The organism is Shinella sp. S4-D37 (assembly GCF_040812195.1).
Lineage (GTDB): Bacteria > Pseudomonadota > Alphaproteobacteria > Rhizobiales > Rhizobiaceae > Shinella.
In genome coordinates this window covers 1423198-1449099 of sequence record NZ_JBFNXL010000005.1, presented here as the reverse complement: position 1 = coordinate 1449099, position 25902 = coordinate 1423198, and the positions used below count along the sequence as shown (strand labels likewise).

29 protein-coding genes are annotated in these 25902 nt (G+C 65.6%); 18 read left to right on the top strand and 11 right to left on the bottom strand.

The window, feature by feature from the left end; all coding sequences use genetic code 11:
• Positions 1-78 precede the first annotated feature (78 nt).
• The 5 genes from AB3G45_RS14450 (at position 79) to bmt (ending at position 5464) form a co-directional block, all read left to right on the top strand.
• Positions 79-222 carry a hypothetical protein gene (locus AB3G45_RS14450; protein WP_023517380.1) on the top strand — a complete coding sequence of 48 codons (144 nt, stop codon included), beginning with the start codon at positions 79-81 and terminating at the stop codon, positions 220-222.
• 757 nt (positions 223-979) lie between these two features.
• Positions 980-1978 (top strand): ABC transporter substrate-binding protein, encoded by a 999-nt coding sequence (locus AB3G45_RS14445; protein WP_367831225.1) that lies wholly within the window; start codon positions 980-982, stop codon positions 1976-1978.
• Positions 1979-2235: 257 nt separating this feature from the next.
• Positions 2236-3147: an ABC transporter permease gene (locus AB3G45_RS14440; RefSeq protein WP_367831224.1), complete on the top strand. Its 912-nt coding sequence runs from the start codon at positions 2236-2238 to the stop codon at positions 3145-3147.
• Entirely contained in the window at positions 3140-4183 is a 1044-nt protein-coding gene (locus AB3G45_RS14435) for a glycine betaine/L-proline ABC transporter ATP-binding protein (protein ID WP_367831223.1), read from the top strand. Before AB3G45_RS14440 ends, AB3G45_RS14435 begins: the two co-directional genes overlap by 8 nt.
• Before the next feature lie 267 nt (positions 4184-4450).
• The gene (gene bmt, locus AB3G45_RS14430; protein ID WP_367831222.1) at positions 4451-5464 is read left to right on the top strand and encodes a betaine--homocysteine S-methyltransferase; all 1014 of its coding nucleotides are present in this window, start codon (positions 4451-4453) and stop codon (positions 5462-5464) included.
• A gap of 59 nt (positions 5465-5523) precedes the next feature.
• On the opposite strand, the gene AB3G45_RS14425 is transcribed toward bmt, so the two are convergent.
• Positions 5524-6663, bottom strand: coding sequence for an aminotransferase class I/II-fold pyridoxal phosphate-dependent enzyme (locus AB3G45_RS14425; RefSeq protein WP_367831221.1), 1140 nt, complete (start codon positions 6661-6663; stop codon positions 5524-5526).
• Positions 6660-7307, bottom strand: coding sequence for a transcriptional regulator (locus AB3G45_RS14420; protein ID WP_367831220.1), 648 nt, complete (start codon positions 7305-7307; stop codon positions 6660-6662). Before AB3G45_RS14420 ends, AB3G45_RS14425 begins: the two co-directional genes overlap by 4 nt.
• Before the next feature lie 128 nt (positions 7308-7435).
• On the opposite strand from AB3G45_RS14420, the gene AB3G45_RS14415 reads away from it, so the two are divergent.
• A complete protein-coding gene (locus tag AB3G45_RS14415; RefSeq protein ID WP_367831219.1) occupies positions 7436-7783 on the top strand; it encodes a hypothetical protein in 348 nt (115 codons plus the stop codon).
• On the opposite strand, the gene AB3G45_RS14410 is transcribed toward AB3G45_RS14415, so the two are convergent.
• Positions 7768-8652, bottom strand: a complete 885-nt coding sequence (locus AB3G45_RS14410) for a LysR family transcriptional regulator (protein WP_367831218.1) — start codon at positions 8650-8652, stop codon at positions 7768-7770. The genes AB3G45_RS14415 and AB3G45_RS14410 overlap by 16 nt on opposite strands.
• Positions 8653-8749: 97 nt before the next feature.
• Here AB3G45_RS14410 and AB3G45_RS14405 point away from each other — a divergent pair, with 97 nt between their 5' ends.
• Positions 8750-9034 carry a hypothetical protein gene (locus AB3G45_RS14405; RefSeq protein WP_367831217.1) on the top strand — a complete coding sequence of 95 codons (285 nt, stop codon included), beginning with the start codon at positions 8750-8752 and terminating at the stop codon, positions 9032-9034.
• Positions 9035-9102: 68 nt separating this feature from the next.
• On the opposite strand, the gene AB3G45_RS14400 is transcribed toward AB3G45_RS14405, so the two are convergent.
• The 5 genes from AB3G45_RS14400 to AB3G45_RS14380 all read right to left on the bottom strand — a co-directional run bounded on the left by AB3G45_RS14400 (position 9103) and on the right by AB3G45_RS14380 (position 14991).
• Positions 9103-11184: a von Willebrand factor type A domain-containing protein gene (locus AB3G45_RS14400; RefSeq protein WP_367831216.1), complete on the bottom strand. Its 2082-nt coding sequence runs from the start codon at positions 11182-11184 to the stop codon at positions 9103-9105.
• Between the two features lie 14 nt (positions 11185-11198).
• Complete coding sequence (locus AB3G45_RS14395) at positions 11199-11720, bottom strand: RNA polymerase sigma factor (protein ID WP_367831215.1); 522 nt, start codon at positions 11718-11720, stop codon at positions 11199-11201.
• Positions 11721-11801: 81 nt separating this feature from the next.
• A complete protein-coding gene (locus tag AB3G45_RS14390; protein ID WP_367831214.1) occupies positions 11802-12554 on the bottom strand; it encodes a phosphodiester glycosidase family protein in 753 nt (250 codons plus the stop codon).
• A 53-nt stretch (positions 12555-12607) separates the two neighbouring features.
• A complete protein-coding gene (locus AB3G45_RS14385) occupies positions 12608-13300 on the bottom strand; it encodes a ferredoxin (RefSeq protein WP_367831213.1) in 693 nt (230 codons plus the stop codon).
• A 107-nt stretch (positions 13301-13407) separates the two neighbouring features.
• Positions 13408-14991, bottom strand: coding sequence for a trimethylamine methyltransferase family protein (locus tag AB3G45_RS14380; RefSeq protein WP_367831212.1), 1584 nt, complete (start codon positions 14989-14991; stop codon positions 13408-13410).
• A gap of 370 nt (positions 14992-15361) precedes the next feature.
• Between AB3G45_RS14380 and AB3G45_RS14375 the strand changes: the two genes are divergently transcribed.
• Positions 15362-16057 carry a B12-binding domain-containing protein gene (locus AB3G45_RS14375; protein ID WP_069058441.1) on the top strand — a complete coding sequence of 232 codons (696 nt, stop codon included), beginning with the start codon at positions 15362-15364 and terminating at the stop codon, positions 16055-16057.
• 51 nt (positions 16058-16108) lie between these two features.
• Here AB3G45_RS14375 and AB3G45_RS14370 read toward each other — a convergent pair whose 3' ends face one another.
• Positions 16109-16243, bottom strand: coding sequence for an entericidin (locus AB3G45_RS14370; protein WP_367833583.1), 135 nt, complete (start codon positions 16241-16243; stop codon positions 16109-16111).
• A gap of 41 nt (positions 16244-16284) precedes the next feature.
• On the opposite strand from AB3G45_RS14370, the gene AB3G45_RS14365 reads away from it, so the two are divergent.
• From AB3G45_RS14365 to AB3G45_RS14330, 8 genes are all read left to right on the top strand, one after another.
• Positions 16285-16926 carry a DUF1638 domain-containing protein gene (locus AB3G45_RS14365; protein WP_367831211.1) on the top strand — a complete coding sequence of 214 codons (642 nt, stop codon included), beginning with the start codon at positions 16285-16287 and terminating at the stop codon, positions 16924-16926.
• 115 nt (positions 16927-17041) lie between these two features.
• Positions 17042-17824, top strand: a complete 783-nt coding sequence (locus AB3G45_RS14360) for a formyl transferase (protein ID WP_367831210.1) — start codon at positions 17042-17044, stop codon at positions 17822-17824.
• 110 nt (positions 17825-17934) lie between these two features.
• A complete protein-coding gene (locus AB3G45_RS14355; protein ID WP_367831209.1) occupies positions 17935-18237 on the top strand; it encodes a virulence factor in 303 nt (100 codons plus the stop codon).
• Positions 18230-18817, top strand: a complete 588-nt coding sequence (locus AB3G45_RS14350; RefSeq protein ID WP_367831208.1) for a methylenetetrahydrofolate reductase C-terminal domain-containing protein — start codon at positions 18230-18232, stop codon at positions 18815-18817. Before AB3G45_RS14355 ends, AB3G45_RS14350 begins: the two co-directional genes overlap by 8 nt.
• Positions 18818-18820: 3 nt before the next feature.
• Complete coding sequence (locus tag AB3G45_RS14345) at positions 18821-19915, top strand: methylenetetrahydrofolate reductase (RefSeq protein WP_367831207.1); 1095 nt, start codon at positions 18821-18823, stop codon at positions 19913-19915.
• Positions 19916-20005: 90 nt separating this feature from the next.
• Positions 20006-20971: a methyltetrahydrofolate cobalamin methyltransferase gene (locus AB3G45_RS14340; protein WP_367831206.1), complete on the top strand. Its 966-nt coding sequence runs from the start codon at positions 20006-20008 to the stop codon at positions 20969-20971.
• 1 nt (position 20972) lies between these two features.
• Positions 20973-21296: a hypothetical protein gene (locus AB3G45_RS14335; protein WP_367831205.1), complete on the top strand. Its 324-nt coding sequence runs from the start codon at positions 20973-20975 to the stop codon at positions 21294-21296.
• A gap of 36 nt (positions 21297-21332) precedes the next feature.
• Positions 21333-23405 carry an ASKHA domain-containing protein gene (locus tag AB3G45_RS14330; protein ID WP_367831204.1) on the top strand — a complete coding sequence of 691 codons (2073 nt, stop codon included), beginning with the start codon at positions 21333-21335 and terminating at the stop codon, positions 23403-23405.
• Between the two features lie 170 nt (positions 23406-23575).
• Here the strand turns inward: AB3G45_RS14330 and AB3G45_RS14325 are convergent, their stop codons facing one another.
• Entirely contained in the window at positions 23576-24493 is a 918-nt protein-coding gene (locus tag AB3G45_RS14325; protein ID WP_367831203.1) for a LysR family transcriptional regulator, read from the bottom strand.
• Between the two features lie 116 nt (positions 24494-24609).
• Here AB3G45_RS14325 and AB3G45_RS14320 point away from each other — a divergent pair, with 116 nt between their 5' ends.
• Complete coding sequence (locus AB3G45_RS14320) at positions 24610-24828, top strand: hypothetical protein (RefSeq protein ID WP_367831202.1); 219 nt, start codon at positions 24610-24612, stop codon at positions 24826-24828.
• 105 nt (positions 24829-24933) lie between these two features.
• Positions 24934-25137, top strand: a complete 204-nt coding sequence (locus AB3G45_RS14315) for a hypothetical protein (protein ID WP_367831201.1) — start codon at positions 24934-24936, stop codon at positions 25135-25137.
• Between the two features lie 88 nt (positions 25138-25225).
• Here the strand turns inward: AB3G45_RS14315 and AB3G45_RS14310 are convergent, their stop codons facing one another.
• The gene (locus AB3G45_RS14310) at positions 25226-25834 is read right to left on the bottom strand and encodes a GNAT family N-acetyltransferase (protein ID WP_367831200.1); all 609 of its coding nucleotides are present in this window, start codon (positions 25832-25834) and stop codon (positions 25226-25228) included.
• Positions 25835-25902: the final 68 nt, after the last annotated feature.

Here is a 25902-nt window from a genome sequence, read left to right as displayed (position 1 = left end):
GTTTTACGCGGGAGAACGCCTATATCTGCGACATCACACAGCCGAGGCGCGTGGCTTCGGGTTTCAAGGACAAAGACCATGCTGTTCATCTTCAGCAAGCCGAACTTCGTACAGATCGCCTGGAACGGCGAAGCCCCCCAGAGCCAGTCCCGCGTGCGCAACGTCGTCATGGACGCGCCGCTCGGTCCCCTCGGCTTCATCCGCACGCGCAACGTCGGCTGATCCTTCGAGCGCGACGTCAGGTCCCGCTCGCATACGGCGCCGTCTCTCTCCGGGAGGCGGCGTTTTTTATTGCTTTCACGATCCCTGAAACGGCGAAAGCCGCGCATCCCTTGCGGTGATGCACGGCTTGCCAAAATACGCATGGCGGCATTCGACAAGAACGCGTCGAAGCCCAGGCACCCCGGTACGCAATACCTTTCCGGAGCGGGCGGCGGTGTCCCCCGCCGTGAGAGAACCAATAGCGGCACATCCTTACCGGACCGTTATCGGGAACTTAAGCAAAGATGAATCGCGCTCTTTTTTGAAAATTCCCGCGATCGTATCGCAAAAGGCCGCCGCGGCGCATTCGCGACAGGATCTGTCCGCTTTCGGCGACCATCGCGCCCGGTTACGCGAATGGCGCCCCGATCATTTGCCCCGATGCGAGCAAACGCCCAAAAATTCCACCGCAGGGTTGCTGGAATTTCAGCCTTTCGGCCGCCCGGAAGGACCAGGCCGCCGCGCAGGAGGTTGATTTCTCAATGAGAACCCGTAGGCTACCCCTCGCGACGTACGACGTAGGGTGCCGGTGACAGGGTTCCGCCGGCAGATCAGAAAAAGGCTCGGCGTCGCTGCAGCAGGGGGATTGGATTGGCTCGCCTCACCTGGCATCGGATCCCCGTGGCTGTCGCAAAACTTTCGGGCAGTCGGGATAACGCAGTAACCTGCGCTGCCCTCCGGGTTGATCGCTGCATCCAAGACTGGGAGGTCTTAATCCATGAAGAAGCTCCTCGCTTCCACTATCCTTGCCGCCGGCCTTTATGGCTTTGCCGGTTCTGCCCAGGCGGCAGACTGCGGCGAAGTCTCGATCGCCGAAATGAACTGGGCCTCGGCGGGCGTGGCCGCGCATGTCGACAAGCTCATCCTCGAGAACGGCTATGGCTGCACGGTCACGCTGGTGACCGGCGACACGATGCCGACCTTCACCTCCATGAACGAGAAGGGCGAGCCGGACGTCGCGCCCGAAATGTGGGTCAACGCCGTGCGCACGCCGCTCGACGCGGCGATCGCCGAAGGCCGCCTGATCCAGCTTGCGCCGCTCCTTTCGGAAGGCGGGGTCGAAGGCTGGTGGATCCCGAAATTCCTCGCCGACGCGCATCCCGACATCAAGACCGTGCAGGACGCGCTGAAGCATCCCGAACTGTTCCCCGCACCGGAAGACGCCTCCAAGGGCGCCGTGCACAATTGCCCCTCGGGCTGGAACTGCCAGGTCTCGACGGACAACCTCTACCGCGCGCTCGATGCGGACAAGGACGGCTTCACGCTCGTCGACACGGGCTCGGCCGCAGGCCTCGACGGCTCCATCGCCAATGCCTTCGAGAAGAAGAGCGGCTGGCTCGGCTATTACTGGGCGCCGACCGCCATTCTCGGCAAGTACGAGATGACGAAGCTCTCCTTCGGCGTCGACCACGACAAGGCCGACTGGGACGCCTGCACCGCCGTGCCGGACTGCGCCAACCCGAAGGTCAACTCCTACCCGACCTCCGACGTCTTCACCGTCGTGACCAAGGCCTTCTCCGAAAAGGCCGGCGTCGCCATGGACTACATGAAGACGCGCCAGTGGGACAACGGCACGGTCGGCAAGGTGCTGGCCTGGATGGGCGAGAACCAGGGCACCAACGAGGACGCCGCCCGGCACTTCCTCGAAAACTATCCGGACATGTGGACCAAGTGGGTCGCCCCGGACGTCGCGGAAAAGGTGAAGGCCGCGCTCTGACGGCAGCTTGCCGGCAGCCCATCCGGCTGCCGGCTTTCCCGCGACCTGAACGAAGGGCCGGCTTTTCCGCCGGACGCCCGCCAAGAAACTGCAGAGGTCGCAAACAGCACAATATCATGCTGCAGTTCGTGTCATGACGAACCTGCAAGCCGGGAACCGACAACAAGAATATCCCTGTGTGCGCCGTTCCGTTCGCAATTGCATCAATGTTCTATTGCGGCGCGGGACAATAACTTCCGGTAGAAGAGGGGAAGAGGATGGCAGGCCTATGCGAACTTTTGCCAGGCTTTCTTTGCAAGTTTCCGGCCTTCAGTGATGCCAGCATCCGCGGAGCTAGAAAAATCATCGACGACGGCTTCAAGAGCCTCGTCAGGAGTTACGTCAACATCATCGATGCAATGGTCCAGCCGTTGCAATCGTTCCTGAACTACCTGGAGCGGCTGTTCGTCAGCTCGCCCTGGCCGATCATCCTGATCGCGATGCTGGCCATCGTCTATTTCGGCAGCCGCAACATCAGGATTACCATCGGCACCGCCGTCTCCATGTGCGCCATCGGGCTTCTCGGCCTGTGGAACGACACGATGGTGACGCTCGCCATGGTGACGGTCTGTACGCTGATCGCCGTCATCGTTGGCATCCCGATCGGCATTCTGATGGCCCGCTCCGACCGGGTGCAGGCCTTCGTCAACCCGATCCTCGACGTGATGCAGACGATGCCGAGCTTCGTCTACCTCATCCCCGTCGTCATGATCTTCGGCATCGGCAAGGTGCCGGGCCTCATCGCGGTCGTCATCTATGCCGTGCCGCCGATGATCCGCCTCACCAATCTCGGCATAAGGCTGGTCGACAAGGAGGTCCTGGAGGCGGCGGACGCCTTCGGCTCCTCCGGCTGGCAGAAGCTGAAGAACGTGCAGATGCCGCTCGCCCTGCCCACCATCATGGCCGGCATCAACCAGACCATCATGATGTCGCTCGCCATGGTCGTCGTCGCCTCGATGGTCGGCGTCGGCGGGCTCGGCAAGAACGTGCTCCAGGCCATCAACAACCAGTTCTTCACGGTCGGGTTCCTCAACGGGTTCGCGCTCGTGGCCATCGCCATCATCTTTGACCGTACAAGCCAGGCCTACGGCAAGCGGCTGCAGAAGCATTCGGAGGTAATTCATGGTTAGTCATGCAATCGAGGTCCGCAATCTCTACAAGATTTTTGGCCCGCGGGGCGGTGACTATGTCGACGCGGTCAAGAACGGCCTCGGCAAGGCCGAACTGAACCAGAAATACGGCCATGTGCTCGGCCTGCGCGACATCAACATCTCCATGCCCGCCGGCGGCATCATGGTGGTGATGGGCCTGTCGGGCTCCGGCAAGTCGACGCTGATCCGCCACATCAACCGGCTGATCGACCCGACCGCCGGCGAGGTGCTCTACGACGGCGTCGACGTTTGTCGGATGAACGAGAACGACCTGCGCGAGTTCCGCCGCCACAAGACGGCGATGGTGTTCCAGAAATTCGCGCTGCTGCCGCACCGCACGGTGCTGGAAAACACGGTCTACGGCCTGGAAATCCAGGGCGTCGGGGCTTCGGAGCGGGAAAAGCGCGCAAAACAGTGGATCGACCGCGTCGGCCTTGCCGGTTTCGAAAACCACTATCCGAACCAGCTCTCCGGCGGCATGCAGCAGCGCGTTGGCCTTGCCCGGGCGCTGACCAACGACGCCGACATCCTGCTCATGGACGAAGCCTATTCGGCGCTCGATCCCTTGATCCGCGTCGACATGCAGACCGTACTGCTCGACCTGCAGAAGGAGCTGAAGAAGACCGTCGTCTTCATCACCCACGATCTCGACGAGGCGCTGCGCCTCGGCGACAAGATCGCGATCCTGCGCGACGGCATGGTCGTGCAGCAGGGCACCGGCCAGGAGATCGTGCTGAACCCGGCGGACGAATACATCACCGCCTTCGTCAAGGAGGTGAACCGCGGCCGCGTGGTCAATATCGAGACGATCATGGCGCCGCTCTCGGGCAATCCCGAGGGCATGCCGATCGCCAAGGGCACCGTGCTCGAAATGGCCGCCCGCGCCATGACGTCCGCCAACCAGACGCTCGCCCATGTCGTCGACGAGGCGGGCCGGCCGATCGGCGCCATCAGCCTCAGCGCCATCATCTCCTCGATGGTGACGCCGACCAGCCACGAGGCGAAGGCGGCCTGACCCACACAGACGAGCAGAGAGGGCGCCCCGGGCGTCCTCTCCCGTTTGGAAAGGTCCCTTCCTCACCCGCTTCCCCTTCCTTCGTCACCCTCGGGCTTGACCCGAGGGTCCACTCGGCACCCGCGGCTGTGGACGGTCGGGTCAAGCCCGGCCATGACGGAGGAGAGGTTGCGACCCCTCAGCTACCTTCCTCGAAGGAGCCGCCAATCCGTCGTTGCAATCACATAAAGAAATCTTTATATGATGTGACAAACAGAGGATCTGCCCATGACCGTGACGAACCCGCTTGCCCAGCTTCTTGCCGAAAAGCCCTTCCTGCTCGCCGACGGCGCGACCGGGACCTCGCTCTTCGCCATGGGCCTCGAAGCCGGGGAAGCGCCGGAACTGTGGAACGAGGCCAAGCCCGAGAACATCACGAAGCTGCACCAGGACTTCGTCGATGCCGGAGCCGACATCATCCTGACCAACACCTTCGGCGGCACGCGCCACCGGCTGAAGCTGCACCATGCGCAGGACCGCGTCTTCGACCTCAACAAAAAAGCCACCGAGATCGCCCGCGCCGTCGCCGACAAGGCGGAGCGCACGGTGATCGTCGCCGGCTCCGTCGGCCCGACGGGCGAACTGCTCGTGCCGCTCGGCGCGATGACCTATGACGACGCCGTTTCCGCCTTCGCCGAGCAGATCGAGGGCCTGAAGGCCGGCGGCGCGGACGTCGCCTGGATCGAGACCATGTCCTCGCCGGAGGAAATCCGCGCCGCGGCCGAGGCCGCCACCAAGGTCGGCATGCCCTTCGTCTATACCGGCTCGTTCGACACGGCCGGCAAGACCATGATGGGCCTGCACCCGAAGGACATCCACGGCGTTGCCGGCGATATCGGCGCAGGTCCCCTCGCCGTCGGCGCCAATTGCGGCGTCGGCGCCTCCGACATCCTCTCCTCGCTGCTCGACATGACCGGTGCCGACCCGGCCGCGACCGTCGTCGTCAAGGGCAATTGCGGCATCCCGGAATATCGCGGCGCGGAAATTTTTTACTCCGGCACGCCGCCGCTGATGGCCGACTATGCGCGCCTTGCCCGCGATGCCGGCGCGCGCATCATCGGCGGCTGCTGCGGCACGTCCTGCGAGCACCTCGCCGCCATGCGCGCGGCGCTGGACGCGCACGAGCCGCGCGAACGCCCGACGCTCGAAACCATCGTCGAGAAGATCGGCCCGCTGCGCAACAAGACCGCCGACGAAAGCGCCGCCGCGCCCGCCCGCGAACGCGGCCGCCGCCGCGGCTAGAGCATTTCCAGCCGAAGCGGAATCGCTTCGGCGTTGGATAATTCAGCAAAAACAAGAATCTAAAGCATTTCTTCCAAAAGGAACGAACGCCACGCGTCAAGCCCGGCATCGATGTTCCTGCGCCCGATGCCGACGCGGAAACGGTCCGCCGGCACCGGCAGGAGGTCCGAGACGTAGAGGCTGGAGGGCAGCAGCAGGACGCCCTTCTCCTCCACCAGCCGGCGGCAATGTTCCTCCACGCCGTCCCTGCCGAGATAGCGCGGGAAGGCGACGCAGCCGCCATCGGGCGCGACCCACTCATACAGGTCCGGATACTCGGCGAAGAATGCGCCGATCCTGGCGATGTTTTGCGCGCAAAGCGCGCGGTTGCGGGCGAAGATCGTCTCGCGCGCCCTGATCGCGATGCCGGCCAGCACCTCGGAAGGGCGCGCATTGCAGATGGACAGGTAATGCTTCATCTTCTCCATGCGCGACAGGAGGGCGTGGTCGCGGCAGGCGATCCAGCCGATGCGCAGGCCCGGCAGGCCGTAGGCCTTGGACATCACGTTGAGCGAGATGCCCTTGTCGAACAGGTCGGCGGCCTGCGGCAGGCGCTTTGCGGCGTCGATCTCCAGCCCGCGATAGACCTCGTCGGAAAAAAGATGGATGCCGCGCCCGGCGCAAAGATCGACCAGGCCGTGGAAGATTGCCTGGTCGGCGATGGTGCCCGTCGGGTTGTTGGGGAAATTGACGGCGATGAGTTTTGTTTCGGGGCGCAGCGCGGCGCGCACGTCGTCGAGATCGAGCTGCCAGCGGTTTTCCGGCCGGAGCGCGATGCCCGTGACATGGCCTGATATGGTGACCGGCATCGTCTCCATCGACTGGTAGTTCGGCACGGTGATGATGGCATGGTCGCCGGGCGCAAGCAGCGCCAGCATGGCGCAGTAGAGCCCCTCCTCCGCACCGGCGAAGGTCAGGATATCGGCGCCCGACAGCGTGTCATAGGTCGTCGCGATGGTCTCGCGCAGTTCGGGCGCGCCCCAGGTCTCGGTATAGCCGAGCGCGACGCGCTCCCAGGCCTCGCGATCCTCAGGCCCGGCCAGCGCCAGGAGATCCGACATGGCCATCGTCTCGGCGTCGCTCGCCGTCATGTGGTGGCGCGCCTTGAACTCCCAGCGCGAGAAATGGGTTTCGAGACGGAAATCCGGCAGCGTGGTCACGGGGTCCTGTCCTTCTGGCTCTGGCGCCGGGCATCGGCGAGGTAATTGTAGATCGAGGCGCGCGAGGCGCCGATGAGGCCGGCGAGATGGTCGACGGCGTTGCGGGTCTGGAACAGGCCGCGCTCGTCGAGCGCGGCGACCAGTGCCACCCGGTCGCCCTTCTTCAGCGCCGTCAGCGCCAGCCCGCGGGTGCGCAGCCAATCGTGCAGCGCGGTGTTGATCTCTTCCCGCCAGTCGCCGGCGAAAAGCGATGCCGGGCGGGTGGCCGCCGCGCCGGCAAAAGCCGAGAGCAGTTTTGCCGCGGCATCGAAATGCGAGACATCGATGTTGATGCAGAAAAGACCGAGCGCCTGGCCGAAATCGTCCTTCAGCACCGCCGTCACCGATTTCAGGCGCCGCCCGTCCTCGCCGGTCTTCTCGTAGGGGCCGTAGATGCCGCCCTCGCCGGCCTCCTCCAGCGCCGCCCCGACGAGCGATTCCATGCCCGCCTTGCGGCCGGAAAAGGCGTTCCAGATACCGGCGATCGTTCCCGTCTCCAGATCGTGCAGCACGACCTCGGCATGGGGATAGAACAAGGCGGAGACGGCCACGGCCGTCGCGGCGTGCTGGCGAAGCAAGATGTCGGCATTGGATGAATCGAACATGGCGGCATGACAATCCAAAAATGGAGAATTTGTCAATATTGGATTTTTAGTCCAAACATCCACTCCAGGCTTGCGACCCGCTTTTTCCCTGTCCTATCTAGGACAACAGCGATTCTTGGGGGACGAACATGAGTGCCGATCTTGCAGCCTTTCCCGACCGGGAGACCGTGGCCGACAAGCTGGATGCCCTCGGCGAGGCCGACCAGGCCTATCTGCGCCTCCTGATGGAAAACCCCCAGCAGGACGAGAACCTGCTCGAAGGCCTCGACGTGCACCTGAACCGCGCCGCCGCCGCCCGCTTCCTCAATTCGCTGAAGCTGGAAAGGCTCGGCGAATGGCTGGGCGAGACGGCGCCCGCGCGCCTGCAGATGCGGCTGACCGAGGCCGCCCGCTCCAGCCAGCACGCCGCGCATGCGGCCTTCCGCGCCGGCCTCACCCGCTCGGGCGGGCTCGAAAAGGCTTATCCGAAGGCCTGATCGGCTGCCGGCGCCAGCGGCCCGAAGGATTTGCGGATCATGTCGGCCATGCCGTCGATCGTCGGTCCGCTGCGCCGCGGATTGCGTTTCAGCACGACGCGGGAGGAATCGATCGGCGGAAAGCCCTCCGCCGCGGTCAGTTCGCGCGTGCCGGGCGGGATGGTGCTGCGCGACAGCGGCGCGACGGTGAGGCCGCTCACCACCGCCGAGCGCAGCCCGCCGCTGGTGTCGCAGGTATAGGCGATGCGGTGGGAGATCGCGTGGCGCTCCAGCGAGCGCAGGGCAAAATCCCGGCACCAGCTCGACCGCCAGTAGACGGCGACCGGCATGGGGCGCTCGAGGTGGCGGTTGTGCGCCACCGAGGTGACCCAGACCGTCGGGTCGATGGCCAGCAGCTCGCCCGAAACCCCTTCGCACCAGTCGAAGATGATGGCGAGGTCGAGGTCGTCGGCCTCCAGCGCCGCAAGCTGCTGCGCGGTGTAGCCGCACAGCACCGTCACCTCGGTGTCCGGATGGATCTCCGCGAAGGCGGCCAGCGCATTGGGCAGGACCGTCTGGTTGTATTCCTCGGGAATGCCGACCCGCACCGGCCCGTCGAGCGGCACCGCGCGCATCGCCGCCGTCGTCTCGTCGACAAGCCCGACGATGCGCCGCGCATAGGGCAGCAGCCGCTGCCCCTCCGGCGTCAGGGCGACGCCGCGCGGGCCGCGGGCAAAGAGCGTCACGCCCACCGCCTCCTCAAGCTTGCGCACCTGCATGCTCACCGCCGACTGGGTGCGCCCCAGCCTGTCGGAGGCATGGGTGACATTGCCGGCCTGCGCGACGGCGACGAAGATGCGGAGCAGATCGCTTTCGAGAGGGGGATACATGGCGCCATCGCTTTTTCTGATACCAGGCATCATCGCTATTCGTTTGTGAAATGTCCATGATTTTGATTGGCTTTGTCCGGCAAAGGAAGGCAGGGCCATGGGAATCATCGGAACACTACGCGACCACTGGATACGGTTTCGCCGGCGGCAGGCGGAGCGGGAGGCCTTGCGGCTCCTCCTCGCGCGACGCGACGCCCGGCTGCTGCGCGACGCGGGGCTGGCCCTCACGGAAGACGGCGCGGGCGGCTGTGAGGCGCTGCCGCGGGTGAAGGAACGGCACTGGACGGCGCCCCTCATCCGGCTGCGCCCGCCATCGCGCAAGCGGGGCGAAGGCGATGTTGCGCCGGCTCTCCACGGCACGCGGGAAAAGCCGGCCGCATAGGGCCGTTCCGTCCGCTTGGGGTAACCGCATATGGTGAGAGCCCCCCAACTTGTACATGTGTGATTACCCTACTCCGCCTTCTCTCCCGAAAGGCCGCCGGCGAGCTGGACGAGCTTCACGAACTCCGCACGATAGCCGAAGGGATCGTTGCCCTTCGCCGCTTCCGCAAGGCCGAGGATCGAGCCGTAGGCGTAGTCCTGCAGGGCGCCCACGCCCTTCAGCTTCTGCCCGAAGGCCGCGACGGCGACGGAGAAGCGCACGTCGGCGGAGGCCGCGCTCACGTCGGCGACCGCATTGGCGTCCGTCACCGGCAGGGTGACGAGTTCGCTCGTGTCGCTCGCCGGCGCCTTCCAGCGCATCTTCAGGAAGGCGAGTTCACCGCTTTCGGCCGCGGGCACCGCTGCCGCGTTCTCCTTGCCGTAGCGCAAGGGGTCGTTCAGCACGGCGGGGCTGCCCTTCGGCGTCACCTCGTAGATCGCCGTCACCCGGTGGCCGGAGCCGATGTCGCCGGCATCCACCTTGTCGTCGTTGAAATCCTCGCGGTTGAGCACGCGGGTCTCGTAGCCGATCAGGCGGTATTCGGCGATGCGCTCGGGGTTGAACTCGATCTGAAACTTGACGTCCTTGGCGATGGGGAAGAGCGAGGCGCCCGCCTCCTCCACCAGCGTCTTCTGCGCCTCGGCCAGCGTGTCGATATAGGCGGCCGTGCCGTTGCCGTTCTGCGCCAGCGTCTGCATCATGCCGTCATTGTAATTGCCCCGACCGAAGCCGAGCACGGAGAGGAAGATGCCGGACTTGCGGCGCGCCTCGATGATGCGCTTCAAATCCTCGTCGCTCGCCGGGCCGACATTGAAATCGCCGTCCGTCGCCAGCATGACGCGGTTGACGCCATCCGTCTTGAAGGCCTTCTCGGCCAGCCGGTAGGCCGCCTCGATCCCTTCTGCCCCCGCCGTCGAGCCGCCCGGCTGGAGCGTGTCGATGGCGTCGAGGATCTTTTGGCGGTCCTTCGCCGCCGTCGGCTCCAGCACCACGCCGGCATTGCCGGCATAGGTGACGATGGAGACGGTGTCCGTGTCCTTCAGCTTGCCGACAAGCAGGCGGAACGCGCCCTTCAGCAGCGGCAGCTTGTCCGGCGCGTCCATCGAGCCGGAGACGTCGATGAGGAAGACGAGGTTGGCCGCGGGCTGCGCCGTCGCCGCGGTCTCGAAGCCCTTGATGCCGATATGCAGCAGCTCGGTGTCCTTGTTCCACGGCGTCGGCATGACGGTGACGGTGGCGTTGAACGGCTTTTCCGCCGTCTCCGGCCCCTTCCAGTCATAGGGGAAGTAGTTGACCAGTTCCTCCACCCGCACGGCCTCCCTGTCCGGCAGGCTGCCGCCGAGCAGGGCGCGGCGCACATAGGAATAGGATGCCGTGTCGACATCGGCCGAGAAGGTGGAGACCGGATCGGTGGCGACGCTCTTGACCGGATTGGGATCGGCCGAGGCGAAGCGCTCGCGGTCCTCCACCGGCGTCGGCATCGCGATGGCATCGACCGCCGCGGAGGGTTGCATGACAGTGCGGCTGAGCGCCTGCACATCGGCCGCGCGGCCAACGGCGAGCGCTTCGGGCATCGCCGCGACAGCCTCTTCCTCGCGGCTTTCGGCAAGCGGTGCAGGCTCGGCGGCCAGCATGTCGGTCGCCGGGGCGGCATCCGCTTTCGCATCCGCCCCGGGCGTCGCATTGCCGCCATGGGCCTCGCCGCTTTGCAGGGCCGCGGACGCGTCGTCGGCGCGCGGCGTGGCCTTCCCGGTCTCCTGCTTGCGGGCACGCTGGCCCTGGTCGACGGGTTTCTCGGCGACCTCCGTCGTCACGGTCAGCGGCATCGTGCCGTTGCTTACCAGTTCATAGGTCACGAGGCCGGCGACGGGCACGACGAGCAGGGTGGCAAGGGCCGAGCCGGCGAGAAGTCTGCGGTTCATGATGGGGCTCCATATCCGGTTGAAGATGGAGCTCTGACGCCCGCCTGCGGACGATCCTTGGGGGCTGGCCGCATTTTTTTCCGCATCGTCGAACGCCGCCATGGCGGCGGCAAGCGCGCGGGCGCGGGCCGCAGGGTCGGCGGCGGGGGCCCTGTCGCGGGCAAGTTTTTCGAGGTCGAGATCGCTCATCGTCTGTCCTTCCGTCACGCGGCCGCATCGCGCAAAAGCACCTTCAGGCGCTTGCGGGCCTCGTGCACATGCCAGGAAATCGTCGTTTCGGCGCAGCCGAGCACATCGGCTGCCGCCGCATGGCTGAGGCCTTCGCCGTAGATCAAAAGCACGGCGTCGCGCTGCTTGTCGGGAAGCTGGCGCACGGCCTGCCAGAGCTCCTCGCTGCCGTCCTCGGCGGGGGCGCCGTCCAGCACCGCTCGTTCGCGCAGATAGGCGGCCTCGCGCCATTCGGCCCGGCGCCGCTTGCGCATCTGGTCGCGGGCGGCGTTCAGCGTCACCGTATAGAGCCAGGTGCTGAACCGGCTCGCCCCCTTGAAGCCGCGGATGGCGCCGGCAAGGCGCATGCAGACCTCCTGCGCCACGTCCTCGGCATCCTGCCGGTCGCCGCACCATCGCCAGGCGACGGCATGGATGAAATCATAGCGGCTTTCGACAAGCGCGGCGAAAGCCTGCCTGTCGCCCGATGCCGCCTTTTCGACGAGTTCTGTTTCCACGGGTCCATCCCGATTGCTGTGCACTATCCTTTCAGACGTGCGTCGGCCGGCGATCCTTGGGTGCTTTCGCGAAAAAATTTCTCACCAGGGCAGGTTCTTCACGACCGCGATGATGGTGCCCATCACGGCGTCCCGGTCGTGGCGCCGGATTTCCGGGGCGTAGAGGCTGGAAATGCTGCCGTCGAGGAAAAGCGCGTTGCGGCTCTGCAGCCGGTCGCGAAAGAGGGTCGCGAAATCGTGGAAGCGCACCGGATCGTTCGAGATGGCAAAGGAGATCCGCCCATCGGGAAGGCTGCCCACGCCGTTGCGGATCTGCCGGCTCGTGCCGTCGACAAGAAAGCGGGGATGGATGTTCCCGTCGATGACCAGCATCGGCCCGGACTGCGTCGCCGCGCGCGGCGAAAGCGCGGCCCTGGCGAAGGCTTCCGTCTCCATCACGCCGGCCTCGCCCTCACCCACCCAGAACACGCCGTTCGGCTTCAGGAAGAAATTGCCGAACGCATCGCCCCGGTTGAGCGCGCCCGTCTCGCGCCCCTCCTCCACCAGGAGCCCGACCGGCCCGTAATCGGGATGATACATGCCGCCGTTCATGGCGAAGGTCATGTGCTGCCCGTTGCGCAGGAGATGGGTGTTGAGATGGTCATAGCGCGCGCCGCGAACGCCGAGCGTCGCCGCGCCGAAGAGCCGGATGGTCTCCTTCGCCGGGTCGAACGTGCAGACGGTGTAGCGGGCGGAGAGATGCTCGATCTCGGCGCATTTCGACGGTTCGGCCATGGCAACGCTCCGCAAGGTCAGGGCGGCGAGGAGAAAGGAGAGGAACAGGCGGGCGCGCATGCTTCTGGCTCCCTTGGCAATGCGGCGACATTAGCAGCAGGCTCGCGACAAGATCAAAGCGACAGCGCCGCCATGTGAAAGCGAAGCTGGGCCGCGTCATAGCGATAGGCGGCCCCGACGGGACAGGTGGCGCGGGACAGACAGCCAGCAGCCATGCAGCCGCCCTGCCCTTCCGGCGTGCGCAGATGCGCGCGGCAGGCGGGCACGTCGAAAAGATCGCGGCGGACGGCGCCGGCGGGACAGGCCGCCAGGCACGGCTTTCCGGGACAGTGGTCGCACGGATGCGGCGCGGCCGCCACCGGCGCCGTTTCGAGCGGCGCGGCAAAGCCGAGCGCGCCGCGATAGCCGTGCCAGAGGCCGTAGACGGGGTGAATGAGGATGCCGAGCGGCGAGGCCTTCAGGCCTTCCGCCCGCATGGCCCATTGCTGGAAGGGCTGCCAGGGCGGATCGGAGGGAAACCAGGCCGTCGCGCCGGCCGTCGCGGCGACGGCCCGGATGACCGCCTTCGACCAGGTGTCGAGCGGGTCGTTGCCGCCGCGATCCGCCTGCGCCGCCCGCCAGCGCGAAAAGGCCGGCCAGATCGAACCGCCGATATTGCCGACGAGGACGACGCTGGCCGCGGGGCGGCCGCCGGCAAGCTCCGGCGCCGCCTCGCCCGCGGCAAAGTTCACGGTGCCGCGCAAAAAAAGACCGTGCGGCTGGAAAGCCGCACGGATCGTGTCGAGATCTGGACGACGCGCCCTCACCGGGTCACGTCTCCCTTGAGTTCGTAGTGGGGACGCCAGACTTCCTTCTGGATCATGTCCGCCACCCGCGTTGCTCCGCCTTGCTCCCTGGCGCGATCGGGACCCTTTCAGGTGAAGGCGTCGGGCATCGAATCCTTGCGGCTCTTGACGTATGCGAGCAGCGCCTCGTCGATCGCCGGATCGAGATAGGGCGCCTCGTAGCTTTCAAGCCAGGTGCGGCAAAGCGCGTTGGCGCGCTCCTCGATGCGCTTCTGGCCCTCGATCTCCCACTGCTCGAACGAATTGTTGTCGGCGAGCGGCGAGCGGTAGAAGGCGGTCTGGAAATTGGCCTGGGTGTGGGCGCAGCCGAGATAGTGGCTGCCCGGGCCGACTTCGCGGATGGCGTCGAGCGCCTGCGCGTTTTCCGACAGGTCGATGCCCTCGGCCAGCTTCTGCATCATGCCGAGCTGGTCCTGGTCGATCATGAACTTCTCGTAGGACGAGACGAGACCGCCTTCCAGCCAGCCGGCCGCGTGCAGCACGAAGTTGGTGCCGGCGAGCAGGGTCATGTTGATCGTGTTGGCCGATTCGTGCGCCGCCTGCGCATCGGGAACCTTCGAGCCGCAGAGCGAGCCGCCGGTGCGGAACGGAATGCCGAGACGGCGGGCGAGCTGGGCGGCGCCATAGGAGACGAGCGAGGGCTCCGGCGAACCGAAGGTCGGCGCGCCCGACTGCATGGAGATCGAGGCGGCAAAGGTGCCGAACAGCACCGGCGCACCCTTGCGGATGAGCTGGGTGAAGGAAGCGCCGGCGAGAACCTCGGCGAGGATCTGCGTCAGCGTGCCGGCGACAGTGACCGGGCTCATGGCGCCCGACAGGATGAACGGCGAGACGACGCAGGCCTGGTTGTGCCGGGCATAGACCTTCAGCGCGCCGACCATGGTCTCGTCGAAGACCATCGGCGAATTGGCGTTGATGAGGTTCATCATCACCGTGTTGTTTTCGACGAACTCATCGCCGAAGACGATTTTCGCCATGGCGATCGAATCTTCCGCGCGTTCCGGCGCGGTGACGGACCCCATGAACGGCTTGTCGGAATACTTGATATGGCTGTAGACCATGTCGAGGTGACGCTTGTTCACCGGAACGTCGACCGGCTCGCAGACCGTGCCGCCGGAGGAATGCATGGACGGCGCCATATAGGCGAGCTTCACGAAGTTGCGGAAATCCTCGATCGTCGCATAACGGCGGTTGCCTTCGAGGTCGCGCACGAAGGGCGGGCCGTAGACCGGCACGAAGACGGTGGCCTTGCCGCCGATCTGCACGCTGCGCTCGGGGTTGCGGGCATGCCAGGTGAACTGCGACGGCGCGGTCTTGAGAAGCTCGCGGCAGAGTCCCTTGGGAAAATGGACGCGCTCGCCCTTCACATCGGCGCCGGCGTCGCGCCAGAGCTGAAGCGCTTCGGGATCTTCGCGGAATTCGATGCCGATTTCCTCCAGAATGAGGTCGGCATTGGCTTCGATGAGCTGCAGGCCTTCTTCGTCGAGGACTTCGTATTCCTTGATCTTGCGCGTGATGTAGGGAAGCGACGGGCCCGGGCCGCCTCCGGTGCGCGAGGCGCGCCGCGCGGCGGCGCCCCGACCCTCGCGCGAACGGCGGCCGCCGCCTTCACCAGCGCCCTCGCCTGCCACCTGCTGAATATCCTCGCTCATGATCCGTCTTTCCTTGTTGTCGCGGTGCCGAAAGGCGCCGTGGGCCTTGTTCTTTCCGGCGCCTGAATGCGCCTCTCGTCCTATGCTAGCAAGCCGCCGGGGCGGGGCGGTTCTCAATGCGCCAAGCGGTGGCGCACGCGGGATACCGGCACGCCCGGGACCATAGCGGGATTGCGCGGGACATCGTAGCGGCATTCGCCTGTTTGCACTGTCAATTCACCGCTTTACCGGCTATGCATGGCACAAGCGGGAGGCGGGTCGCTTTTCACCATAAGCGACGTCGCTTTCAACATCGGGTTCGCGCAAGAGGAACGCTATTTCTTGTAGGGAGAGCCTGCCGCCGCAGCGCCACTGGAGACGAGGAAACACCATGTCTGACGACGAAATCATTCTCGCCGATCTCTCCGACGAAGAGCTCGTGCAACAGATGCACGACGACCTCTACGACGGCCTCAAGGAGGAGATCGAAGAGGGCACGAATATCCTGCTCGAACGCGGCTGGGCACCCTACGACGTCCTGACCCAGGCGCTCGTCGAAGGCATGCGCATCGTCGGCGTCGATTTTCGTGACGGCATCCTCTTCGTGCCGGAAGTGCTGCTCTCGGCCAATGCGATGAAGGCCGGCATGTTCATCCTGCGTCCGCTGCTCGCCGCCACCGGCGCGCCGAAGCAGGGCAAGATGGTCATCGGCACCGTCAAGGGCGACATTCACGACATCGGCAAGAACCTCGTCGGCATGATGATGGAAGGCGCCGGCTTCGACGTCATCGACCTTGGCATCAACAACCCGGTCGAGAACTATCTCGAAGCCATCGAGCGCGAGCAGCCGGACATCCTCGGCATGTCGGCCCTCCTCACGACCACCATGCCCTACATGAAGGTCGTCATCGACACGATGAAGGAAAAGGGCCTGCGCGACGACTACGTCGTTCTCGTCGGCGGCGCGCCGCTGAACGAGGAATTCGGCAAGGCCGTGGGTGCCGACGCCTACTGCCGCGACGCGGCCGTGGCCGTGGAGACCGCCAAGGAATTCATGAAGCGCAAGCACAACATGCTTGCCGGCTGATCTTGAATTCGACGGCGCCGGTCTTGAATCGGCGCCGTCTTCTGACGACCTTTAGTTTGCGGCGTTGTCGATATCCTGGCCGGCGGCCTGCGTCGCATCCACGGCATTGGCGGTATCCCGACCCATGCCACGAATGGTGTTGCCGCAGGCACTGAGCGCCAGAAGCGCGGCGAGAACGATGGCCATACGGGTCAGGTTCGTCCCAGTCATGATTGGAGTCCCTCTTCATGGATATGGTTGACGCGGAACTTCAGAACGGAAGCTCGACCGGTGAACGCGTGAACGCGGAAAAAGTTCGCATCATCGCCTGCGGCGCTATCGCCCGCGAGGTGCTTGCGATCCGCCAGGCGAACGGGCTCTCCCATATCGACCTGCTCTGTCTTCCCGCCATCTGGCACGCCCATCCGGAAAAGATCGCCCCCGGCGTCGAGCAGGCCATCGCCGAGGCGCGCGCGGAAGGGTTTTCCCGCATCTTCGTCGGCTATGCCGATTGCGGCACGGGCGGGCTTCTCGACCGGCTCTGCGAGCGCGAGGGCGTCGAGCGCATCGCCGGACCGCACTGTTACTCCTTCTTCGCCGGCAACGAGGCCTTCGCGGCCAAGGACGACGACGTCACCTCCTTCTTCCTCACCGATTTCCTCGCCCGCCAGTTCCGCTCCTTCGTCATCGAGCCGCTCGGCCTCGACCGCTATCCGCAATTGAAGGAGATGTATTTCGGCAACTATGAGAAGCTCGTCTATCTCTCGCAGGTCGAGGACGAGTGCCTGCAGCAGAAAGCGAAGGAGGCGGCGGACTATCTCGGCCTCGCCTACGAATACCGCTTCACCGGCTACGGCGACCTGACGGCCGAATTGCTGCGAGCGCGGTAAGCCCCCCTCGGAGCTAACCGATATTTAGCCTTTCCGGGCAAATCCCTCCTGCCGGTTACCGCTTCCTAAGCTCTCGCGACGATGATGCCGCGACAGATTGGGCGAGGCTTGGGAAATGACGGAACGCGACGCACGAATGGAAACGGTGGCCATTGTGATCCAGCCCGGCCCCAACCCGGAAATCGTCGTCAATGCCCTCAAGGTCGCCTTCCCGAACGTCGTCGTCATCGAGGAACAGCCCGAATCGAAGACGCTGTTCATCCGCCGGCGGGCGAAAAAGCTCGGCTGGATACAGGCTCTCGGCCAGCTCGCCACCATGGTCGTCTCGAAATACGGCAAGCGTTTCACCGTGAAGCGGGCTCAGGAAATTCTTGAGGAATTCGGCGCAAACCCCTCGGCCGATTCGACAATCCGCCGTATCGCCGTTCCCTCGGTCAACAGTCCGGAACTACTGGCAGCGCTGGCGGATATCCGGCCGGCGGCGCTGCTCCTCGTCAGTTGCCGCATGCTGAAGGCCGCGACGCTCGCCGGTATCCCCTGCCCCGTCCTCAATTTCCACGCCGGCATCACCCCGCAATATCGCGGCCTGCAGGGCGGCTACTGGGCGCGCGTCGCCCGCGACGAGGAGAGTTTCGGCGGGACGGTGCATCTCGTCGATCCCGGCGTCGACACCGGCGACATCCTCTACCAGCAGCGCGTCACCCCCTCCAAACGCGACACGATGCACACCTATCCCCTGCTCCAGACGGCGGCCTCGACCGGCGTCATCGTCGCGGCGATGCGCGATGCGGCCGGCGGCGATCTCAAGCCTTTGAAAATAGCGGGACCGTCGCGGCAATGGTATCATCCGCCGGTCTGGACCTGGCTCCGGCACGGCATGACCCGCGGCATCTGGTAAAAGCGCCTGTATAGTCGAATCCCGCGTCGTTTTTGAGCATGGGGCAGTCGTGGCGGGTGAAGCCCGCGGCGCGGCAAGATCGCATTGTCAGCGCAAGGAGAAATTTCGACATGGCAGACCGCATCATCGTCTACTGGCGCGACATCCCCGCCCAGGTCATCATCAAGAAGGGCCGCACGAGCGCCAAGCGGGAACTGTCGCTGCGCTTCACCGAGGCGATCGACATGTGCGCCATGCGCACCGGCGCGGCCGAAACGGACGACTACCTCGCCGAATGGCGCAAGGCCGCTCCGGTCCCGGTCTCCGACGACCTGGAGGCGGAAGCGGACGCCGCTGCCGCCGAACTGGAAGCCGCCTATGACCGCGAAAGGCTCGTCGCCCTCGTCAAGGCCGGAGGCCGCGACAATGGCTGACGCCATCCAGAAGCCCGGCAATGCCGCCCCGGCGAAGAAGGCCGCCACCGGCGCCTTCACGCCGGCCGGCGTCTCGCCCAGCCGCCGGGCCCGCCGCAAATACACGATCCGCCTGTGGGCGGTGCGCAACTCCCGCTTCTTCGAATGGTTCTACCACCGTTTCGCCGAGGTCTTCCTGCTTCTCCATCCCGTCTGGAAGCTCTTCGGCTACCAGCGTGTGGAACGGCCGATCACCTTCGTCGAGAAGCATGTGAAGGGGTTCCTCTTCGACTGTCGCATGTGCGGCCAGTGCGCGCTGTCGTCCACGGGCATGTCCTGCCCGATGAACTGTCCCAAGCAGCTTCGCAACGGTCCGTGCGGCGGCGTGCGCGCCAACGGCAATTGCGAGGTGGAGCCGGACATGCCCTGCGTCTGGGTCCAGGCCTGGAAGGGGTCGCAGAACATGGTGAAGGGAAATGCCATCATGAACGTGCAGAAACCGGTGAACCAGTCGCTGCGCGAGACCTCGTCCTGGCTGCGCGTGACGGCCGAAGCCGCCGCGGCCCGGGAAGCGGCCGCCGCTGCCCGAAAGGACGCCTGATCCATGGCGCATATCGATGAAAACCCGCTCGGCCCTCACCTGCCGCTCGATCCCCTGCCCGGCCATTCCTCGCTCGGCCGGCTGGAGCGCATCCTGCGCCGCGGCGAGTTCGCCGTCACGACGGAGCTCAACCCGCCCGACAGCGCCAATCCGGAAGACGTCTACGAGCGCGCCGCGATCTTCGACGGCTGGGTGGACGGCATCAACGCGGTCGATGCCTCCGGCGCCAACTGCCACATGTCCTCGGTCGGCATCTGCGCGCTGCTGACCCGCATGGGCTATGCGCCGATCATGCAGATCGCCTGCCGCGACAAGAACCGCATCGCCATCCAGGGCGACGTCCTCGGCGGCGCGGCCATGGGCGTCACCAACATCATGTGCCTGACCGGCGACGGCGTGCAGGCCGGCGACCAGCCGGGCGCCAAGCCCGTCTTCGATCTCGACTGCATGTCGCTGCTCGAGACAGTGCGCATCATGCGCGACAATTCGAAATTCCTGTCCGGCCGCAAGCTGACGACGCCGCCGAAGGTCTTCCTCGGCGCGGCGATCAATCCCTTCGCCCCGCCCTACGACTTCCGCCCCTATCGCCTCGCCAAGAAGATCGAGGCCGGTGCGCAGTTCGTGCAGAGCCAGTATTGCTTCGACGTGCCGATGTTCCGCGAATACATGAAGAAGGCGCGCGACCTCGGCCTCAACGAGAAATGCTTCATCCTCGTCGGCGTCGGCCCGATGGCCTCGGCCAAGACGGCGAAGTGGATCCGCTCCAACGTGCCCGGCATCCACATCCCCGATTCCGTCATCGCGCGGCTGGAAGGCGCGCAGGATCAGAAGAAGGAAGGCAAGCAGCTCTGCATCGACATCATCAACGAGGTGAAGGAGATCGAGGGCGTTTCCGGCATTCACGTCATGGCCTATCGCCAGGAGGAATATGTCGCGGAGATCGTGCATGATTCCGGCGTACTGAAGGGCCGCAAGCCCTGGAAACGCGAGCCGAACCCGGTCGACCAGCTCGTTGCCGAGCGAATCGAGAGAACCCGCGAGGGCGTCGAGCAGAACCAGCAGCAGATGGCGGAGATCGCCGCCCAACACCCCCATTGACCGCCGTGCCGGCCGCCGCCGGCATGCAGCTTGTAACACCGCAAATCGCGCGCTAGACCAGACCCAGCGCCCCGCCCCAGAGGACCTTATATGACACGCACCATCGTCGCCTCGGCCACCCGCGAAATCGTCATCGGTTTCGACCAGCCCTTCTGCGTCATCGGCGAACGCATCAACCCGACCGGCCGCAAGAAGCTGGCCGCCGAAATGCAGGCCGGCAATTTCGAGACCGTCATCAAGGACGCGCTGGAACAGGTCGCCGCCGGCGCGACGATGCTCGACATCAATGCGGGCGTGACCTCCGTCAACCCCAACGAGACGGAACCGGGCCTGCTCGTCCAGACGCTGGAGATCGTCCAGGGCCTCGTCGACATCCCGCTCGCGATCGACAGTTCGGTCACCGCCGCCATCGAGGCCGGCCTGAAGGTCGCCAAGGGCCGGCCGCTGGTCAATTCCGTCACCGGCGAGGAGGAGAAGCTCGAAGCCATCCTGCCGCTCGTCAAGAAGTACGACGTGCCGGTCGTCGCGATCTCCAACGACGAGACCGGCATCTCCATGGACCCGGACGTGCGCTTCGCCGTCGCCAAGAAGATCGTCGAGCGCGCCATGGACCACGGCATCAAGCCGCACGACATCGTCGTCGACCCGCTCGTCATGCCGATCGGCGCGCTGGGCGATGCCGGCCGCCAGGTCTTCCAGTTGCTCTATCGCCTGCGCAACGAGCTGAAGGTCAACACGACCTGCGGCCTCTCCAACATCTCCTTCGGCCTGCCGCACCGCCACGGCATCAATGCCGGCTTCATTCCCATGGTCATCGGCGCCGGCATGACGTCGGCCATCATGAACCCCTGCCGCCCGCAGGAAATGGAGGCCGTGCGCGCCGCCAACGTCTTGAACGGCACGGATGCGAACTGCACCAACTGGATCATGACCTATCGCGACCACAAGCCCGCCGAGGCCGGTGCGGCCGCTGCCGCCTCCGCGGCCCCGGCAGCCGGCGGCGGCCGCCGCGGCGGCCGTGCAGCCCGCGCCGGCGCCGGCGCGGTGCGCGAATAACATGGCCGGCGGGCGCCAGTTTCGCCGCGACGCCTTCAGCCTCTGGCTGGAGGCACCCCTCGTGATCGCCATGCGCTGCCACGAGATGGGCATGGCGGCGCTGACGGGCTCGACGCAGAACACGGCCGAAATGACCCGGATGGTCACCGAAAAGATGGCTGCCGCGACGGAAAGCGTCGTGGCAGCCAATTTTGCTGTTGCAAAGGCCATGATGACGGCGGCCTCGCCCGAAGCCACGGCCCGCGCCGTCTCGCAAGCCGCGCTGAAACCCTATGGCAAGCGCGTGCGCCGCAATGTGCGACGCCTCTCGGCCAGGAAGGGCTGAGAAGCGTCGCTTCACGCCGAAAAGAGAGTACGACCGATGCGCATCGAAGGTGAGAACGAGATCAACATGACCGAAGCCTCGGTGAAGGAGCCGCTCGTCCTCTTCATGCCCTCCGGCAAGCGCGGCCGCTTCCCGGTCGGCACGCCCGTACTGGAAGCCGCGCGCAAACTCGGCGTCTATGTCGAGAGCGTCTGCGGCGGCCGCGCCACCTGCGGACGCTGTCAGATCGAGGTGCAGGAAGGCAACTTCGCCAAGCACAAGATCGTCTCCTCCCTCGACCACATCTCGGAAAAAGGCCCCAAGGAAGAGCGCTACGAGAAGGTGCGCGGCCTGCCCGAGGGGCGTCGCCTCTCCTGTTCCGCCCTCGTCCTCGGCGATCTCGTCGTCGACGTGCCGCAGGACACCGTCATCAACGCGCAGGTCGTGCGCAAGGCGGCAACAGACCGCGTCATCGAGCGCAACGCCGCCGTCCAGCTCTGCTATGTCGAGGTGGACGAGCCCGACATGCACAAGCCGCTCGGCGATCTCGACCGCCTCAAGGTCATGCTGGAGAAGGACTGGGGCTGGAAGGACCTGCTCATCGCCCCGCACCTCATCCCGCAGGTGCAGTCGATCCTGCGCAAGGGCAACTGGGGCGTCACCGCCGCCATCCACCGCGACATGGATTCATCGCGCCCCTTCATCGTCGCCCTTTATCCGGGCCTCAAGAACGAGGCCTACGGCATCGCCTGCGACATCGGCTCGACGACCATCGCCATGCATCTCGTCTCGCTGCTCTCCGGCCGCATCGTCGCCTCCTCGGGCACCTCCAACCCGCAGATCCGCTTCGGCGAGGACCTGATGAGCCGCGTCTCCTACGTCATGATGAACCCGGACGGGCGGGAAGCCATGACGAAGGCGGTGCGCGAGGCCGCCAACGGCCTGATCGGCAAAGTCTGCGCCGAAGGCGAGATCGACCGGCACGACATCCTCGACATGGTGTTCGTCGCCAACCCGATCATGCACCACCTCTTCCTCGGCATCGATCCGACGGAACTCGGCCAGGCGCCCTTCGCGCTCGCCGTGTCGGGGGCGCTGCAATACTGGGCGCATGAAATCGACATCGACGTGAACCGCGGCGCGCGGCTCTACACGCTGCCCTGCATCGCCGGCCATGTCGGCGCGGACGCGGCCGGCGCGACGCTTTCCGAAGGTCCCTACCGGCAAGACCGCATGATGCTGCTGGTCGACGTCGGCACCAATGCGGAGATCGTGCTCGGCAACAAGGACCGCGTCGTCGCCGCCTCCTCGCCCACCGGGCCCGCCTTCGAGGGCGCGGAAATCTCCTCCGGCCAGCGCGCCGCCCCCGGCGCGATCGAACGCGTGCGCATCGACGCCGCGACGCTGGAGCCGCGCTTCCGCGTCATCGGCGTCGACAAGTGGTCGGACGAGGAGGGGTTCGCCGAGGCCGCGGCCAGCGTCGGCGTCACCGGCATCTGCGGCTCGGCGATCATCGAGGTCGTCGCGGAAATGTACCTCTCCGGCATCATATCCGAGGACGGCGTGGTCGACGGCTCCATGGCGGAGAAGAGCCCGCGCATCCTGCAGAACGGACGCACCTTCTCCTACCTGCTGCACGACGGCGAACCGCGCATCACCGTGACGCAGAACGATATCCGCGCCATCCAGCTCGCCAAGTCCGCGCTCTATGCCGGCATCAAGCTGCTGATGGAGAAGCAGGGCATCGACCATGTCGACACGATCCGCTTCGCCGGCGCCTTCGGCACGTTCATCGATCCGAAATACGCCATGGTGCTCGGCCTCATCCCGGATTGCGACCTCGCCGAGGTGAAGGCCGTCGGCAACGCCGCCGGCACGGGCGCGCTGATGGCCCTCCTCAACCGCGACCATCGCCGCGAGATCGAGCGCACCGTCGCCCGCATCGAGAAGATCGAGACGGCGCTGGAGCCCAATTTCCAGCAGCTCTTCGTCAACGCCATGGCGCTGCCGAACAAGGTGGATCCGTTCCCCGAACTCGCCAAGGTCGTCACCCTGCCGGAACGCAAGGTGCTGGCCGACGACGGCGGGGGCGAAGGCGGCGGGCGACGCCGGCGGAGAAGCCGGGAGTAGGACTGCCGAAGCCTCCCGCCATGAAGGCCCTCTCTGCCGGCCGGCATCTCCCCCACAGGGGGAGAAAGGCTGGCAGCGTACTTTTCCCGAAAATTTTCCGCCGAGGGTGCCGCGATGTAAGTCCCTCCCCCTTGTGGGGAGGGATTTAGCGAGGGGCTTCAAGCGCCCCCTCAGCAGGCGACCTGCAGCATGTCCATCGGCCGGCGCTCGATGCGGGCGAAGGCGGCGCGGATATAGTCCGCCACGGCCTGTGCCGGCGTATCGGCCTCCTCGCTGACGACGAGGCCGATGAGGTAGTGGCCGAGATCCGGCAGGCCGTCCTTCTCGCCGAGCGCCACCATATCGTCGCCGACGAGGAAGCGGGCGAGCGGAGCGACCGCAAGGTCGGCGCGGATGGCGGCGCGCTGGCCCATGTGGTGGGCGCAGAAATAGGCGACGCGGAAATCGCGGCCGGACCGGCTCAGTTCCTCCAGCGCCCGCGCCCGCCAGATGCAGCCCTCTTCCCAGACCGAGACCGGCAGGGGGTTCTTCAGATGGGCGTTGCCGCAGTTCTTGCCCGCCCAGACGAGCTGTTCCTTCAGCAGGATCTCGCCGGGAACAGGAAGGACGCCGTCCGTCGCGTTGAAGATGGCAAGGTCGAGTCGCCGCTCGGCGACGGCGCGGCGCAGGTTGCTGCTCGTCTCGATCGATACGTTGACGGCGATGGACGGATAGGTCTCGGCGAAGCGGCGCAGCACTTCCGGAAGGATGAGCTCGCCCACGTCGTCCGGCGCGCCGAGCCGCACCAGGCCGTTCATTTCCGGCATCATGAAGCGCGAGACCGCCTCGTTGCTGAGCGCGATCAGCCGGCGCGCATAGGAAAGCAGCACCTCGCCTTGATGCGTCAGCACCACGGAGCGCGCGTCGCGGCGGAACAGCGTGCAGCCGAGCAGTTCCTCCAGCTTCTTGATCTGCATGGAGACCGCGGACGGCGTTCGGTGCACCGTTTCGGCCGCCGTGGTGAAATTGCCCGTCTCGGCGATCGCCACGAAGGTTTTCAGGATGTCGAGTTCCAGCAAGGGGAGCGTCTGGCGCATCAGCAGGTTCATGCCTACCTCCATGGATCAGAAAATCTGAAGCAAACTGTCACTTCATTTCGTTTGATTGAAAACCGAGATGGGCGGATAGTCAACCTCACACGCCAACGGGTGGAAGGAAAAACGTCATGAAAACGCAGAAATCCTATGCAGACGGCACCGATCTTGCCGTTTCGATCCGCGGCAATGGATTCTACTACGCAATACGGCGCTTCGTGGGCGACGTCATCGAGGCCCGCCGCCGTCGCAATGCGGCCCGCCACACGGCCGAGGAGCTGGCGCAATTGCCGCCATACCTCAAGGCCGACATCGATTGGCCCGCCCTCGCCGACCATGAAGAACGCTGATCAATTCAATCAAATATATTCGTTTGATTGATGCATGAGGTTGCGACATAGTCACGATCAAGGTCGCGACCTTTCGAAACCTCCCAAGCTCGAAAGGACCCTGAAATGGCAATCGCATTGCAACATCGCCCGCTTCGGCGCGCGCCCGGCATCCGCCATGCCGGCACCCCGTCCCATTCCGCCCGGGACCTCTTCGGCCGGATCGTATCGGCCTGGCGGCGCTATCGTATCGAGCGCGAGCTGGAAGGCCTGTCCTTCGACCAGCGCAAGGATATCGGCTTCCGCTCGTGGGACAAGACCACCCGATGACGGACGGCTGTAGCGGCAATCCGCCAAGGGAAGACGACGCCGGATACCGCCGGAGCTGACCGTCAAACGTCGCTCCGGCGGTTTTCTTTCAGGCCTGCAGGATCGGCACCTGGGGTGCCGCCGTCTCCGGCAGGAGGCCCGTCAGCCGCGGATCGTCGAAGACCTCCACCTGGCGCTTCACCGGGGTGAAGCCGGAGCGGATGTAGAACGACAGGGCCTGCGGCGCATCGAGCGTGCAGGTGTGCACCCAGAAGCGGCGGATCGGCGGATGCCCGTCGCGCGACCAGGCCCGCGCGATCGCCCGGTTCATCAGCCAGCGCCCCGCTCCATTGCCGATCGTCGCGGGCGTCAGACCGAAGAAGGCGAGTTCGCAACTCCCCTCCTCGCGAAAATCCAGCTCCAGCAGCCCCTCGCCGCGCCCGTCCTTCATCACGGCATGAACCTCGACGTCGGGGTGATGCAGGATGCCGGCGAGGTCGGCATCGGGGATAGCAAGGCGCGAGGCCCAGAGCCATTCGGCGCCGATGCGGCCATAGAGGTCGCGATACCAGGCGATTTCCGGCCGGGCGATGCGCTCCAGCGCGATTCCGGCCTGTGCCGGGTCGGCGCGCCCGGGCGGCGGCGCCCGCATTTCGAGGCAGGTCACCACGGCGGCGAGCTTTCCCGCCGGCACATCCGAATATCCATCTGGCAGCATCGACATCACCTTGCAAAAGTCCCGCCTTCTATGTCGCGCGGCAGGCGCGGTTGTCAAACGGCAGGGCG

What these genes read in the sequence shown, in the direction of transcription:
- AB3G45_RS14450 (WP_023517380.1), top strand. Translation starts at nt 79, where the DNA reads ATGCTGTTCATCTTCAGCAAGCCGAACTTCGTACAGATCGCCTGGAAC.
- AB3G45_RS14445 (WP_367831225.1), top strand. Translation starts at nt 980, where the DNA reads ATGAAGAAGCTCCTCGCTTCCACTATCCTTGCCGCCGGCCTTTATGGC.
- AB3G45_RS14440 (WP_367831224.1), top strand. Translation starts at nt 2,236, where the DNA reads ATGGCAGGCCTATGCGAACTTTTGCCAGGCTTTCTTTGCAAGTTTCCG.
- AB3G45_RS14435 (WP_367831223.1), top strand. Translation starts at nt 3,140, where the DNA reads ATGGTTAGTCATGCAATCGAGGTCCGCAATCTCTACAAGATTTTTGGC.
- bmt (WP_367831222.1), top strand. Translation starts at nt 4,451, where the DNA reads ATGACCGTGACGAACCCGCTTGCCCAGCTTCTTGCCGAAAAGCCCTTC.
- AB3G45_RS14420 (WP_367831220.1), bottom strand. Translation starts at nt 7,307, where the DNA reads ATGTTCGATTCATCCAATGCCGACATCTTGCTTCGCCAGCACGCCGCG.
- AB3G45_RS14415 (WP_367831219.1), top strand. Translation starts at nt 7,436, where the DNA reads ATGAGTGCCGATCTTGCAGCCTTTCCCGACCGGGAGACCGTGGCCGAC.
- AB3G45_RS14410 (WP_367831218.1), bottom strand. Translation starts at nt 8,652, where the DNA reads ATGTATCCCCCTCTCGAAAGCGATCTGCTCCGCATCTTCGTCGCCGTC.
- AB3G45_RS14405 (WP_367831217.1), top strand. Translation starts at nt 8,750, where the DNA reads ATGGGAATCATCGGAACACTACGCGACCACTGGATACGGTTTCGCCGG.
- AB3G45_RS14400 (WP_367831216.1), bottom strand. Translation starts at nt 11,184, where the DNA reads ATGAGCGATCTCGACCTCGAAAAACTTGCCCGCGACAGGGCCCCCGCC.
- AB3G45_RS14390 (WP_367831214.1), bottom strand. Translation starts at nt 12,554, where the DNA reads ATGCGCGCCCGCCTGTTCCTCTCCTTTCTCCTCGCCGCCCTGACCTTG.
- AB3G45_RS14380 (WP_367831212.1), bottom strand. Translation starts at nt 14,991, where the DNA reads ATGAGCGAGGATATTCAGCAGGTGGCAGGCGAGGGCGCTGGTGAAGGC.
- AB3G45_RS14375 (WP_069058441.1), top strand. Translation starts at nt 15,362, where the DNA reads ATGTCTGACGACGAAATCATTCTCGCCGATCTCTCCGACGAAGAGCTC.
- AB3G45_RS14370 (WP_367833583.1), bottom strand. Translation starts at nt 16,243, where the DNA reads ATGGCCATCGTTCTCGCCGCGCTTCTGGCGCTCAGTGCCTGCGGCAAC.
- AB3G45_RS14365 (WP_367831211.1), top strand. Translation starts at nt 16,285, where the DNA reads ATGGATATGGTTGACGCGGAACTTCAGAACGGAAGCTCGACCGGTGAA.
- AB3G45_RS14360 (WP_367831210.1), top strand. Translation starts at nt 17,042, where the DNA reads ATGACGGAACGCGACGCACGAATGGAAACGGTGGCCATTGTGATCCAG.
- AB3G45_RS14355 (WP_367831209.1), top strand. Translation starts at nt 17,935, where the DNA reads ATGGCAGACCGCATCATCGTCTACTGGCGCGACATCCCCGCCCAGGTC.
- AB3G45_RS14350 (WP_367831208.1), top strand. Translation starts at nt 18,230, where the DNA reads ATGGCTGACGCCATCCAGAAGCCCGGCAATGCCGCCCCGGCGAAGAAG.
- AB3G45_RS14345 (WP_367831207.1), top strand. Translation starts at nt 18,821, where the DNA reads ATGGCGCATATCGATGAAAACCCGCTCGGCCCTCACCTGCCGCTCGAT.
- AB3G45_RS14340 (WP_367831206.1), top strand. Translation starts at nt 20,006, where the DNA reads ATGACACGCACCATCGTCGCCTCGGCCACCCGCGAAATCGTCATCGGT.
- AB3G45_RS14335 (WP_367831205.1), top strand. Translation starts at nt 20,973, where the DNA reads ATGGCCGGCGGGCGCCAGTTTCGCCGCGACGCCTTCAGCCTCTGGCTG.
- AB3G45_RS14330 (WP_367831204.1), top strand. Translation starts at nt 21,333, where the DNA reads ATGCGCATCGAAGGTGAGAACGAGATCAACATGACCGAAGCCTCGGTG.
- AB3G45_RS14325 (WP_367831203.1), bottom strand. Translation starts at nt 24,493, where the DNA reads ATGAACCTGCTGATGCGCCAGACGCTCCCCTTGCTGGAACTCGACATC.
- AB3G45_RS14320 (WP_367831202.1), top strand. Translation starts at nt 24,610, where the DNA reads ATGAAAACGCAGAAATCCTATGCAGACGGCACCGATCTTGCCGTTTCG.
- AB3G45_RS14315 (WP_367831201.1), top strand. Translation starts at nt 24,934, where the DNA reads ATGGCAATCGCATTGCAACATCGCCCGCTTCGGCGCGCGCCCGGCATC.
- AB3G45_RS14310 (WP_367831200.1), bottom strand. Translation starts at nt 25,834, where the DNA reads ATGCTGCCAGATGGATATTCGGATGTGCCGGCGGGAAAGCTCGCCGCC.